This window comes from Amycolatopsis sp. NBC_01488 (assembly GCF_036227105.1).
Lineage (GTDB): Bacteria > Actinomycetota > Actinomycetes > Mycobacteriales > Pseudonocardiaceae > Amycolatopsis.
Map to the genome: position 1 here is coordinate 5,193,172 of NZ_CP109434.1, position 14,471 is coordinate 5,207,642.

At 74.4% G+C, this 14,471-nt stretch carries 1 protein-coding gene; it reads left to right on the top strand.

The window, feature by feature from the left end; genetic code table 11:
- Positions 1-2: 2 nt before the first annotated feature.
- Positions 3-14,312 (top strand): type I polyketide synthase, encoded by a 14,310-nt coding sequence (locus tag OG738_RS25075; protein WP_442875952.1) that lies wholly within the window; start codon positions 3-5, stop codon positions 14,310-14,312.
- Positions 14,313-14,471 lie beyond the last annotated feature (159 nt).

The following is a 14,471-nucleotide window of genomic DNA, read 5'->3' on the forward strand; positions in this document are numbered from 1 at the left end:
AGATGCGCAACGAGGACAAGCTCCGTGACTACCTCAAGCGGGTCACGGCCGACCTGAAGCTGGCCAACCGGCGCCTGCACGACGTCACCGAGCGCCGCGCGGAGCCGATCGCCGTCGTGTCGATGAGCTGCCGGTTCCCGGGCGGCGTCACCACGCCGGACCAGCTGTGGGACCTGCTCGCCGAGGGCCGGGACGCCGTTTCGCCGTGGCCGGCCGACCGGGGCTGGGACCAGGACCTCTACGACCCCGACCCCGAGCGCGTCGGCCGCAGCTACGTGCGCGACGGCTGCTTCCTGACCGACGCCGCGCAGTTCGACCCCGCGTTCTTCGGCATCTCCCCGCGCGAAGCCGTGGCGATGGACCCGCAGCAGCGCCTGCTGCTGGAGACCACCTGGGAGGCCTTCGAACGGGCGAAGCTCGACGCGGCCGCCCTGCGCGGCAGCTCGACCGGCGTGTTCGTCGGGGCCAGCAACCAGGGCTACGCCGGTGGCCTGGTCACCGCCCCCGAAGGTCTGGAAGGGCTGCTGCTCACCGGCGGTTCGGCCGCTGTGCTGTCGGGCCGGCTCGCCTACACCTTCGGGCTGGAGGGCCCGGCCGTCACGGTCGACACCATGTGCTCGTCCTCGCTGGTCGCCCTGCACCTGGCGGTTTCCGCGCTGCGCAACGACGAGTGCTCGATGGCCCTGGCCTGCGGCGCCACCGTGATGGCCAACCCCCGCAACTTCGTCGAATTCAGCCGCCAGCGCGGCCTGTCCGCCGACGGCCGCTGCCGCGCGTTCTCCGCCGACGCCGACGGCACCGGCTGGGGCGAGGGCGTCGGCGTCGTGCTCCTGGAACGGCTGTCCGACGCACGCCGCAACGGCCACCCCGTGCTCGCCGTCATCCGCGGCACGGCGATCAACCAGGACGGGGCGTCGAACGGCCTGACCGCCCCCAACGGGCTTTCCCAGCAGCGCGTGATCGAGGCCGCGCTGGCCAACGCTCGGCTGGCGCCCGAGCAGGTCGACGTCGTCGAGGCGCACGGCACCGGCACCAAGCTGGGCGACCCGATCGAGGCACAGGCCCTGCAGGCGACCTACGGCCGCGACCGCGACCGGCCGCTGCTGCTCGGCACGGTCAAGTCGAACATCGGCCACACCCAGGCGGCCTCCGGGGTCGCCGGCGTGATCAAGATGGTCCTCGCCCTGCGTGCGGGCGTCCTGCCGAAGACGTTGTTCGCCGACGAGCCGACCCCGCACGTGGACTGGACCGCGGGCGCGGTCTCCCTGCTGACCGAACAGACGGCGTGGCCCGACACTGGTGCGCCGCGCCGGGCCGGGGTGTCGTCGTTCGGCGGCAGCGGCACCAACGCGCACGTCGTGCTGGAAGGCGTCCCCGACGAGCCCTCGACTGCCGGAGAGTCCACTGTGGACACGGCGGTGTGGGTGCTGTCGGGCCGTTCCGATACCGCGCTGAAGGCCCGCGCTGCCGAGTTGGCCGAGCTGCGGGACGCGAACATCGCCGACGTCGGCTGGTCGCTGGCCGCCACGCGCTCCGCGTTCGAGCACCGCGCCGCGGTCGTCGGCCGGGACCGGTCCGCGCTGGTCGCGGGCGTCCGCGAGATCGCCGAATCCGGCACGGCCGCCGGTGGCGCGGTGGTCGGCGGGGAAGCTCAGGTCGTGGGCGGCACCGTGCTCGTCTTCCCCGGCCAAGGCGCCCAGTGGGCCGGGATGGCCGTGGACCTGCTGGCGTCCTCGCCGGTGTTCGCGGCCCGGATGGCCGAATGCGCATCGGCTCTGGAAGCCTTCGTGGACTGGAAGCTGGCCGACGTCCTCGGTGACGCGGCGGCCCTCGAACGGGTCGAGGTCGTCCAGCCGGTTTCGTGGGCGGTCATGGTGTCGCTCGCCGCGTTGTGGGCGGCGCACGGCGTCACGCCGGACGCCGTCGTCGGGCACTCGCAAGGCGAGATCGCGGCCGCTGTCGTCGCGGGTGCGCTGTCGCTGTCCGACGGCGCCAAGGTCGTCGCGCTGCGCAGCAAGCTGATCGCCGCCCGGCTGGCCGGCCTCGGCGCGATGGCGTCGATCGCCGCGCCCGAAGCCCAGGTCTCGACGCTGCTCGCGGACGGTGTGTCCATCGCGGCCGTCAACGGACCCGCGTCCGTGGTGATCTCCGGCGAGGTCGCCGCCGTCGAGGAGGTGCTGGCCCGCGCCGAAGCCGGTGGACTGCGCGTGCGCCGGATCGCGGTGGACTACGCGTCGCACTCCGCCGTGGTCGAGGTCCTCGAAACCGAACTGCTCGAAGCCCTGGCGGACCTCGAACCCCGCGCCGCGCAGATCACGTTCGTCTCCAGCGTCACCGGTGAGATCGCCGAGACGCTCGACGCGGCCTACTGGTACCGGAACCTGCGGCAGCGCGTGCGGTTCCAGGACGCCACCAGGACCCTCATCGCCGACGGGCACCGGTTCTTCGTCGAGTCGAGCCCGCACCCCGTCCTCGGCGGCGGCATCCAGGAGACCCTGGAAGACGTCCTCGACGCCGGTTCGGCGGCCGTCGTCGGCACGCTCCGGCGTGGCGAAGGCGGCTTGACGCGGTTCCTGACCTCGGTGGCTCAGCTGTGGACGCGGGGGCACGACGTCGACTGGACGGCCGTCTACCCCCAGGCTGCCACGGTCGCTTTGCCGACATATCCCTTCCAGCGGCAGCGCTACTGGCTGGAGACGCCGGTCGAGACCGCCGCGGCGGACGGGGAGTTCTGGAGCGCGGTCGAGGACGGCGCCCTCACCGACGAGCTGGGCGTCACCGCGGAAACGCCGTGGCAGGAAGTGCTGCCGGCCCTGGCGGACTGGCGGCACCGCCGGACCGAGCTGTCCACAGTGGACCAATGGCGGTACCGGATCAGCTGGCAGCCGGTCACCGCACCGGCGCCCGCGTTGTCCGGTACCTGGCTGGTCGTGCACGCGCCCGACGTCTGCCTCGACGCCCTGGAGAAGGCGGGCGCGGTCGTCCGCACCCTGCGGGTCGACGAGACCGACGACCGCGCGTCGCTGGCCGAGCGGCTGCGCGGCGAGACCGACATCGCGGGCGTGCTCTCCCTGCTCGCGCTGGACGAACGCCCCCACGCCACGCACCCGGTACTCGACACCGGTCTGGCCGCGAACCTCCTGCTCTCCCAGGCTCTGGGTGACGCCGGGAGCACCGCGCCGCTCTGGCTCGCGACGCAGGGAACGGCCGTCGTCGTGCCCGGCGACGAGGCGCCGAACCCGGGCCAGGCGACGACCTGGGGCCTCGGGCGGGTGCTCGCCCTCGAACACCCCGACCGCTGGGGCGGCCTGGTCGACCTGCCGGAGATCCTCGACGAGCGCGCCGCCGCCCGGCTCTGCGCCGCGCTCACCGGGATCGGCGACGAGGACCAGCTGGCCGTCCGCGACTCCGGGCTGTACCGACGCCGCCTGCGTCGCGCCCCCTTGCAGGGCACCGCGCCCGAGTGGCGGACCAGCGGGACCGCGCTGATCACCGGCGGCACCGGTGGGCTCGGCGCGCACGTCGCCCGCTGGCTTGTCGGCCGCGGCGCCGAGCACCTCGTGCTCACCAGCCGCCGCGGTCCCGACGCGCCGGGCGCCGCCGAGCTGCGGGAAGAACTCGAAGCGATGGGCGTCGAGGTGACCATCGCCGCCTGCGACGTCGCCGACCGCGAGGCGCTGTCTTCGCTGGTCAGCGGCCTGTCGGAGATTCGCGCGGTGGTCCACACCGCAGGTGTCGGCCTGCTGGCCCCGCTCGCCGAGACGACGTTGCCCGAGTTCGAAGAGGGCGCCCGCGCGAAGCTCGCCGGTGCCCGCCACCTGGACGCGTTGTTCGGCGAGGCCGGCCTCGACGCGTTCGTCCTCTATTCGTCGGTCGCCGGTGTGTGGGGCAGCGGCGACCACGGCGCGTACGCCGCCGCGAACGCCTTCGTCGACGCGCTCGCCGAGAGCCGCCGCGCCCGCGGGCTCGCCGGGACCTCGGTCGCCTGGGGCATCTGGGCCGGCGACGGCATGGTCTCCGACGTCGTCGCCGACCAGCTCAAGTGGCGCGGGATCCCGTTCATGGCCCCGGAACCGGCGCTGCTCGGACTGGCCCAGGTGCTCGATCACGACGAGCCGTTCCTGGCCGTCGCCGACATCGACTGGGCGCGGTTCGTCCCGGTCTTCACCGCCGCCCGCCCGCGGCCGCTGCTGTCCGAGGTGCCGGAGGTCGCGGCCGTGCTGGCCGCCGAATCGGAGGTCACCGAAGCGGAGACGGGCGCGGCAGGTGCGTTGCGCGCCAAGCTGTCCGCACTGTCCGAAGAGGACCAGGAGCGCGAGCTGCTTGGGCTCGTGCGCAAGCACGCCGCCGCCGTCCTGGGCTACGCCGGGCCGGAGGACGTCGACTCCTCCCGCGCGTTCCGGGAGCTGGGCTTCGACTCGCTGACCGCGATCGAGCTGCGCAACCGGCTCACCGCGGCCACCGGCCTGAAGCTGTCCGCCACTCTGGTGTTCGACTACCCGAACCCGACGACCCTCGCCCGGCACGTGCGCACCGAGGTCCTCGGCGCGCCCGCACCCGCGGTGGCCGCGCCGGTCACGGCGACCGACGAGCCGCTGGCCATCGTCGGCATGAGCTGCCGGTTCGCCGGCGGCATCGGCAGCCCGCGGCAGCTGTGGGACCTGATGATGGCCGAGGCCGACGCCATCGGCGAGTTCCCCGGCGACCGCGGCTGGCAGCCCGGTGCGCTGTACGACCCCGACCCCGACAGTGCCGGTCACAGCTACACCCGCGCGGGCGGCTTCCTCTACGACGCCGCCGAGTTCGACCCGGGCTTCTTCGGCATCAGCCCGCGCGAAGCCCTGGCGATGGACCCGCAGCAGCGCGTCGTCATGGAAGCCGCGTGGGAAGCCCTCGAGGACGCCGGGTTCGACCAGGCCGCCGTCCGCGGCAGCCGCACCGGCGTGTTCGTCGGCGCCAGCGGCCACGACTACGGCCAGCGGCTGCGCGAGGTCCCCGAAGGCGTCGAAGGCCACCTGGTCACCGGCGGCACCGGCAGCGTGACGTCCGGCCGCGTCGCCTACACCTTCGGGCTCGAGGGTCCGGCGGTCACGATCGACACCGGCTGCTCGTCGTCGCTGGTCGCGCTGCACCTGGCCGGCCAGGCCCTGCGGTCGGGGGAGTGCGACCTCGCGCTCGCCGGCGGCGTCGCGGTGATGTCGACCCCGGCGCCGTTCGTCGCGTTCAGCCGCCAGCGCGCGCTGGCCGCCGACGGCCGCAGCAAGCCGTTCTCCGCCGAGGCCGACGGCATGGGCCTGGCCGAGGGCGTCGGCATGCTGCTCGTCGAACGGCTTTCCGACGCGAAGCGCAAGGGACACCGCGTGCTGGCCGTGGTCCGCGGAACTGCGACCAACCAGGACGGCGCGTCCAACGGCCTGACCGCCCCGAACGGCCCGTCGCAGCAGCGCGTGATCCTCTCCGCGCTGGCCGCGGCCGGGCTCGAACCGTCCGAGGTGGACGCCGTCGAGGCACACGGCACCGGCACCACCCTCGGCGACCCGATCGAGGCCCAGGCCCTGATGGCCACCTACGGCCGCGACCGTTCAGCCCCGCTGTGGCTGGGCTCGGTCAAGTCGAACATCGGCCACAGCCAGGCCGCCGCAGGTGCCGCGGGCGTGATCAAGATGGTGCTGGCCATGCGTCACGGCGTGCTGCCGCGCTCGCTGCACTCGGAACACCCGTCACCGCACGTCGACTGGTCCTCCGGTGCCCTCGAACTGCTCACTTCGGCGACACCGTGGCCGGACAAGCCGGGACCGCGTCGCGTCGGCGTGTCCTCCTTCGGCGTCGGCGGCACGAACGCCCACGTCGTGCTGGAACACGACCCCGCTCCCGAACCCGCCGCCGAGCGTGAGCCGGTCGCCGGCCCGGTGCCGTGGGTGCTTTCGGCGCGCTCGGCGGCCGGTCTGCCGGCGCAGGCCTCGAAGCTGGCGGCCGTCGCGGCCGCGGACATCGCGGACATCGGCTGGTCACTCGCCTCGACGCGAACCGCGTTCGAGCACCGGGCCGTGGTGCTGGGCTCAGACCGCGACGAGCTGCTGGCCGGGCTCGGCGGTCTGGCCGGCGGAACGCCGAGCGCGTCGGTGGTGACCGGCGTGGCGGGCACGCTCGGGCGGACGGTGTTCGTCTTCCCGGGCCAGGGCGCGCAGTGGGCCGGCATGGCCGTCGGCCTGGTGGACTCGTCATCGGTGTTCGCGGAGCGGTTCGCGGAGTGCGCGGCGGCGCTTGAGTCCTTTGTCGACTGGTCGCCGTTCTCCGAGCTGCGCGAAGGTGCGTTGGACCGGGTCGATGTGGTGCAGCCGCTGTCGTGGGCGGTCATGGTTTCGCTGGCCGCGTTGTGGCAGTCTCACGGCGTGACGCCGGACGCGGTGGTCGGCCACTCCCAAGGGGAGATCGCCGCCGCGGTGGTCGCGGGTGGACTGTCCCTGGTGGACGGTGCCCGCGTGGTCGCGCTGCGGAGCAAGGCGATCGCCGCCGGGCTTGCCGGCCGGGGCGGGATGGCGTCGGTCGCGCTCGGCGCCGAGCAGCTCGAGAAGCTCCTCCCCGAGTGGGCCGGCCGGATCACGATCGCGGCCTTCAACAGCCCGTCCTCGACCGTCGTCTGCGGCGAGCCCGAGGCCCTCGAAGAACTGCTGGCCCAGTGTGTCGCCGACGGCGTCCGCGCCCGGCTGATCCCGGTGGACTACGCCTCGCACTCGGCGCACGTGGAAACGATCGAGAGCGAACTGCTCGACGTGCTCACCGCGATCGAGCCGCGGACCGGCGAGATCCCGTTCTACTCCACGGTGTCGGCCGAGCCGATCGACACCGCGTCGCTCGACGCCGGGTACTGGTACCGCAACCTGCGTCAGCCGGTGCTGTTCACCCAGACCGTCGAGGTGCTCGCGGCGCGCGAGCACTCCGTGTTCGTCGAGGTCAGCCCGCACCCGGTCGTCACGTCCGCGATCGCCGAGGCCGTCCCGGACGCCGTCGCGACCGGCACGCTGCGGCGCGGTGAGGGCGGCCTGGCGCGGTTCCGGACGTCGCTGGCCGAACTGCACGTCCGCGGGGTCGACGTCGACTGGGCGCCGGTCTTCCCGGGCGCCGCGACGATCCCGCTGCCCACCTACGCCTTCCAGCACCAGCGCTACTGGCTGGACGCCCCCGCCCGCGACGCCGATTCGCTGGACGACGCGTTCTGGGCCGCCGTCGAGCGATCCGACGTCGAAGCGCTCGCCGCCTGGCGCGTCAAGCGGCAAGCAGAGTCCACTGTGGATAGTTGGCGGTACCGCGTCGAATGGACCCCGCTGGCCATCGCGTCCGGAACGATCATCGCGAACTGGCTCGTCGTCGCCCCGGTCGGATCTGACGCCCAGGAACTCGCCGACGGCCTCGGCGCGCGCCTGCTGGTGCTTCCGTCCGATGTGGACCGTCAGCGGTGCGCCGAGCTGCTTCGCGAGGCAGGCCCGTGCGAGGGCGTGCTCTCCCTCCTGGCCCGCGACGGTCTCACGCCGAACTTGACGCTGCTGCACGCCCTCGGCGACGCCGGGATCGACGCACCGCTCTGGTGTGCCACGAGCGGCGCGGTCAGCACCGGCGCCGCGGATCCGATCCGGACCGCGGAGCAGGCGCTGACCTGGGGCTTCGGCCGGATCGCGGCCATGGAGTACCCGCAGCGCTTCGGCGGCCTCGTCGACCTCCCGGCCGACCTCGACGCCCGCGAGATCGCCCGGCTCGCCGCGGTCCTCGGCGCGCCGGGCCCCGAGGACCAGCTCGCCGTCCGCGCTTCCGGGGTCTTCGGCCGCAGGGTGGTCCGCGCGGCCCCGGCCCGCGGCACGACGACGCCGTGGCGGCCGTCCGGCACGGTGCTGCTCACCGGCGGCACCGGCGGGATCGGCGCGCACCTCGCCCGCTGGCTCGCGGGCGCCGGAGCCGAGCGGCTGGTCCTCACCAGCCGTCGCGCCCAGGACCTCGCCGAGCTGACCGCCGAGCTGGCCGACCTCGGCACCGAGCTGACCGTGGCGGTCTGCGACGTCGCCGACCGCGAACAGCTGGCCGAGCTGCTGGCCGGGCTGCCGGACCTGACCGCGGTGGTGCACGCCGCCGCCGTGCTCGACGACGGCGTCCTCGACCGCCTCACTCCCGAGCGGATCGCGGGCGTGCTGCGGCCCAAGGCCGACGCCGCACGGCACCTGCACGAGCTGACCGCCGGCCGCGACCTCTCGGCGTTCGTCCTGTTCTCCTCGCTGGCCGGCACGCTCGGCGGGCCGGGCCAGGCGAGCTACGCCGCGGCCAACACCTACCTCGACGCGCTCGCCCGCGAGCGCCGCGCCGCCGGCCTGCCCGCGACGTCCGTCGCGTGGGGCGCGTGGAGCGGTGGCCGCGGCGAAGGCCTGGCCGCGCAAGGCCTGCCCGCGATGGATCCCGAGCTGGCGATCCGCGCGTTGCAGCAGGCCCTGGACGAGAACGAGACCGTGCTCGCGGTCGCCGACATCCGCTGGGACCGCTACCGCAAGACCCTGGCCCAGGGCCGCCCGAGCGCCGCGCTGCTGGGCATCCCCGAAGCGGCGGTGCCGGAAGCCGTCGAAACCGGCTGGGCCGACCGCCTGGCGGGCCTCGGCGAGGAGGACCAGCACCGGCTGGTCCTGGAGCTGATCCAGGCCCAGGCCGCGGTGGCGCTCGGCTACCCCGGACCCGAGTCGATCGAGCCCGGCCGCGCCTTCCGCGACCTCGGCTTCGACTCGCTCACCGCCGTCGACCTGCGCAACCGGCTCGGCGAGGCCACCGGCCTGCGGCTGCCGGTCACGCTGGTCTTCGACCACCCGACCGCCGTCGCGCTCGCCGGCCACGTCCGGCGCGAGCTGGTCGGCGAAGTCGTGAGGGAGACCGCGGTCCCGGTGGCCGCGGCCACCGACGAGCCGATCGCGATCGTCGCGATGTCCTGCCGCTACCCCGGCGGGGTCGTCGACCCCGAAGACCTGTGGCGGCTCGTCGCCGAGGGCGTCGACGCGGTCGGCGAGTTCCCCGCCGACCGCGGCTGGGACGTCGAACGGCGCTACGACGCGGACCCGGACAAGCCCGGCACGTTCTACACGCGCGGCGGCGGCTTCCTGCACGACGCGGCCGAGTTCGACCCGGCGTTCTTCGGGATCGCGCCGCGCGAGGCGCCCGCGATCGACCCGCAGCAGCGGCTGCTGCTGGAGACGTCGTGGGAGGCGGTCGAGCGCGCGGGCATCGACCCGTCGCTGCTGCGCGGCAGCCAGACCGGTGTCTTCGTCGGCTCCAATTACCACGACTACGGCGGCCGGCTGCGGCACGCGCCCGGCGAGTTCGAAGGGCACCTGGCGACCGGCAGCGCGGGCAGCGTCGCGTCCGGCCGGATCGCCTACACCTTCGGCCTGGAAGGCCCGGCGGTCACCGTCGACACGGCGTGCTCGTCGTCGCTGGTCGCGCTGCACTGGGCGGTCCGGGCCCTGCGGTCGGGCGAGTGCGATCTCGCGCTGGCCGGCGGCGTCACGGTGATCTCCTCGGTCGACACGTTCGTCGAGTTCAGCAGGCAGCGCGCGCTGTCCCCGGACGGCCGGTGCCGCGCGTTCTCCGCGGACGCCGACGGCGCGGGCTGGGCCGAGGGCGTCGGCATGGTGCTGGTGGAACGGCTGTCCGACGCGCGCCGCAACGGGCACCCGGTGCTCGCGGTCGTCCGGGGCAGCGCGGTCAACCAGGACGGCGCGTCCAACGGCCTGACCGCGCCGAGCGGGCCCGCGCAGCAGCGCGTCATCCGTGCCGCGCTGGCCGACGCCGCGCTCGCACCGTCCGATGTGGACGCCGTCGAAGCGCACGGCACGGGGACGACACTGGGCGACCCGATCGAGGCGCAGGCGCTCATCGCGACCTACGGCCAGGACCGCGATCGGCCGCTGTGGCTCGGCTCGGTGAAGTCCAACATCGGGCACACCCAGGCCGCGTCCGGCATCGCGGGCGTCATCAAGATGGTGCAGGCGCTGCGCCACGGCGTCCTGCCGCGGACGCTGCACGCCGAGACGCCGTCGCCGCACGTCGACTGGTCCGCCGGACGCGTCCAGCTGCTGTCGGAGCCGGTCGAGTGGGCCGCGAACGGCCACCCGCGGCGCGCGGCGGTGTCGTCGTTCGGGGTCAGCGGCACCAACGTGCACACGATCCTCGAAGAGGCACCGTCGCTGCCCGAGCCGGGGGAAGCCGTTACGAAGCAACGGTTCACCGCTTGGCCGGTGTCGGCCCGGTCGGAAGCCGCGCTGCGCGGCCAGGCCCGGCGGCTGCTGACGTTCGTGGAGTCCGAAGTGGACACCGCCGATGTCGCGCGTTCGCTGGCTGCCCGTGCGAAGTTCGGGCACCGCGCGGTCGTCGTCGGCGAGAGCCTCGCCGAGCTGCGAGACGGGCTGGCCGCGCTCGCCGTGGACCGGCCCTCCGCCGGGCTGCGGCGGCACACCGCGCGCGGCGGGCGCACGGCGTTCCTGTTCACCGGCCAAGGGGCGCAGCGGCTCGGCATGGGCCGCGAGCTGTACGACCGCTTCCCGGTCTTCGCCGGCGCCTTCGACGCGGTGTGCGCGCACCTGCCGGTTCCGCTGCGGGACGTCGTGTTCGGTGACGACGCGGCCCGGCTCGACCGGACCGGCTTCGCCCAGCCCGCGTTGTTCGCCCTCGAAGTGGCGTTGTTCCGGCTGCTCGAATCCTGGGGCATCCGCGTTGACTTCGTCGCGGGCCATTCGATCGGCGAGCTGGCCGCGGCGCACGTCGCCGGAGTCTTTTCGCTGGCCGACGCGGCGAAGCTGGTCGCCGCGCGCGGCCGGTTGATGGAGGCGCTGCCCGAGGGCGGCGCGATGGTGGCGATCGCGGCCACCGAGGCCGAGGTCGTCCCGCTGCTCGACGAACGCGTGTCCCTGGCCGCGGTGAACGGACCCGAAGCGGTCGTCGTTTCGGGTGCGACCGAAGCCGTGCTGGCGCTCAAGGAGCACTTCGCCGCGCTGGGCCGCAAGACCAAGCGCCTGGACGTCTCGCACGCGTTCCACTCACCGCTCATGGACCCGATGCTCGCCGAGTTCGCCGCGGTCGCGGCGAGCCTGACCTACCAGCGGCCGCGGATTCCGGTCGTGGCGGCCGGTGACGTCGCGACGCCGGAGTACTGGGTGCGGCACGTGCGGGAGGCCGTCCGGTTCGCCGACGGCGTCCGCGCGCTGGCCGCGGACGGCGTCACGCGGTTCGTCGAGCTGGGCCCGGACGCGGTGCTCGCCGCGCTCGTCCCGGACTGCGCCGGACCGGTCGAGCTGAGCGTGGGTTCCTTGCTGCGCAAGGGACACGACGAGGAACGGTCGTTGCTCACCGCGCTCGCCGGGCTGCACACGGCCGGCGCCGACGTCGACTGGGCCGCGGTGCTCGGCCGCGGCGGGCACGTCGAACTGCCGACGTACGCGTTCCAGCGGGAGCGGTACTGGCTGGACGCCCCGGCCGTGACCGGCGATGTCACCGGCGCCGGGCTCAGCGAACCGGACCACCCGCTGCTGGGCGCGGCGGTGTCGCTGGCCGGGTCGGACGGCGCGCTGTTCACCGGCCTGCTGTCGGCGACCAGCCACCCGCTGCTGGCCCAGCACGTCGTGCTCGGCAGCGTCTTGCTGCCGGGGACGGCGTTCATGGAACTCGCCGTGCACGCGGCGGACAAGGTCGGCTGCGAACGCGTCGAGGAGCTGACCCTCGCCGCACCGCTGGTGCTGCCGGAGCAGGGTGGCGTCCGGCTGCAGGTCGCCGTCGGCGGGCCGGACCGCTTCGGCACCCGCTCGATCGACATCTACTCCCGCGCCGACGAAGCCATGGAAGACGAGCCGTGGACCACGCACGCCAGCGGCTCGCTCGCCGCGGCGGCGGCCCCCGCGGCCGGTGACCTCACCGGCACCTGGCCGCCCGCCGACGCCGAGCCGATCGACCTCGGCGGCCTCTACGACCGCATCGCGGACAACGGGTTCGCCTACGGGCCCGCGTTCCAGGGGCTGCACCGGGCCTGGCGCGTCGGCGACGAGATCTTCGCCGAGGTCGGCCTGCCGGAGCAGGAACGGGCGGCAGCCGGACGGTTCGGCCTGCACCCGGCGCTGCTGGACGCGGCCCTGCACACCGTCGCCCTGCGCGACGAGAGCCGCGCGGTGCTGCCGTTCGCCTGGTCGGGGGTGACCCTGCACGCCGGCGGCGCGTCGGCGCTGCGGGTGCGCGTCACCGGGCAGGGCGACGACACGGTGGCCCTGGCGGTCGCCGACCAGGACGGCCTGCCGGTGGCCACCATCGGTGCACTGACCCTGCGGCCGGTTTCCGCGGAGCAGCTCGACGTCGCGCGGTCGGCGTACCACGAGTCGCTGTTCCGGGTGGGCTGGGTGATGGCCCCGATCACGCCGGTCAGCCACTCGGCGGCCGAACGCTGGGCCGTCGTCGGGCACGACGTCGGTGTCCGCGTCACCAAGGCCCTCGGCACCGCCGGCGTCCCGGTGGAGTCCTTCCCGGACTTCGACGCGCTGGGCGCGGCGGTGGCGGCGGGTGCCCCGGTGCCCGAGGTGGTCGTGGTGACCAGCGGCCCGCACGACGACGAGGACGTCGCGCGCGCGGTCCGGACCGCCACCCACGGCGCGCTGGAGCAGGTGCAGGGCTGGCTGGCGAGCGAGCGGTTCGCCGGGTCCCGCCTGGTGTTCGTCACCCGCGGCGCGATCGCGACCCGTGTCGGCGAAGGCATCACCGACCTCGCGACGGCGGCGGTCGTCGGCCTGGTCCGCTCGGCGCAGTCGGAGAACCCCGGCCGGTTCGTGCTGGTCGACCTCGATGACCGCGAAGTCTCCTACGCGGCGCTCCCGTCCGCCGTGGCCTGCGGCGAGCCGCACGTCGCGGTCCGGATCGGCGCGATCCAGGTGCCGCGCCTGGCCCGCGTCCCGGCCACCACGCCGGCGCCGGTCCCCGCTTGGGACCCCGAGGGCACGGTGCTGATCACCGGCGCTACGGGGACCCTCGGCACGCTCGTCGCCCGGCACCTGGTGACCGCCCGCGGCGCCCGCCGGCTGGTGCTGACCAGCCGGCGCGGGCCGTCGGCGGAAGGTGCCCGAGAGCTGGTCGAAGAGCTGACGGCGTGGGGTGCCGACGTCACGATGGCCGCCTGCGACGTCAGCGACCGCGACGCGCTGGCCGCGCTGCTGGCGGCGGTGCCCGCCGAGCACCCGCTGACCGCGGTGGTGCACACCGCGGGCGTCCTCGACGACGGCGTCGTGTCCGCGCTGACCACCCGCCAGCTGGACACGGCGCTGCGGCCCAAGGTCGACGCGGCCTGGCACCTGCACGAGCTGACCGCCGGGATGAACCTGGCCGGGTTCGTCGTGTTCTCCTCGCTCGCCGGGACGTTCGGCGGCACGGGCCAGGCGAACTACGCTGCGGCCAACGCGTTCCTCGACGCGCTGGCGCACGTGCGCCGGGCGCAGGGGCTGCCGGCGTTGTCGCTGGCGTGGGGCCTGTGGGCCGAGCGCAGCGGCATGACCGGCAAGCTCGCGGACGCGGACCTCTCCCGCCTCGCCCGCGGCGGCGTCGAGCCCATGCCGTCGGACGAGGGACTGGACCTGTTCGACATCGCGTGCACGCTCGACGAGGCGGTGCTGCTGCCGGTCCGCCTGGTCGTGGAGGCCATGCGCGACCGCGTCGGCGAGGACGCGATCCCGGTGATCCTCCGTAGCCTGATCCGCACCCCGGTGCGCCGCGCGGTCCGCGCCGCCCCCGCCGACCCGGTGGACAGCCTGACCCACCGCTTGGCCGGGATGACGGAGGCCGAACGCGACGGAGCGTTGCTGGACCTGGTCCGCACCCACGCGGCGACGGTCCTGGGCTACGCGGGCCCGGACGCGATCGAGCCGGACCGCGGCTTCCTCGAGCTGGGCTTCGATTCGTTGAGCGCGGTGGAGCTGCGAAATCTCCTCGGCGCGGCAACGGGCCTGCGTCTCCCGGCGACGCTGCTGTTCGACTACCCGTCGACGACGGTACTGGTGGAGTATTTGCGTTCCGAGCTGGTTCCCGACGTCCCGGCGGCGATCCTGCCCGCCTTGGCCGAGCTGGACCGCGTCGAGTTCGCGTTGCCGGAGCTGCTGGCGGACGCGCAGGCCCGATCGACGTTGGGTACGCGGTTGCAGGAGCTGCTGGCCCGGGTGAACGGCGCGTCCGCCACGGTCACCGCGGTCGAGGAGAAGCTGGAGTCCGCGACGGACGACGAGATGTTCGCGCTGATCGACGAACTCGACCTCGACTGACCCACCGGGCGGTCCCCACCCGTCCCTGGGGGCTGACCCCGGTCCAGTCTATCGGCCACGCCCGACGAAACCGGCCGGGAAGAGGGTTTCCGGCGCGGTTGTCCACAGTCGCGCCGGCCTGGGGACAGATCGGGCCGAGCGCGCCAAGTCTAGGGATTT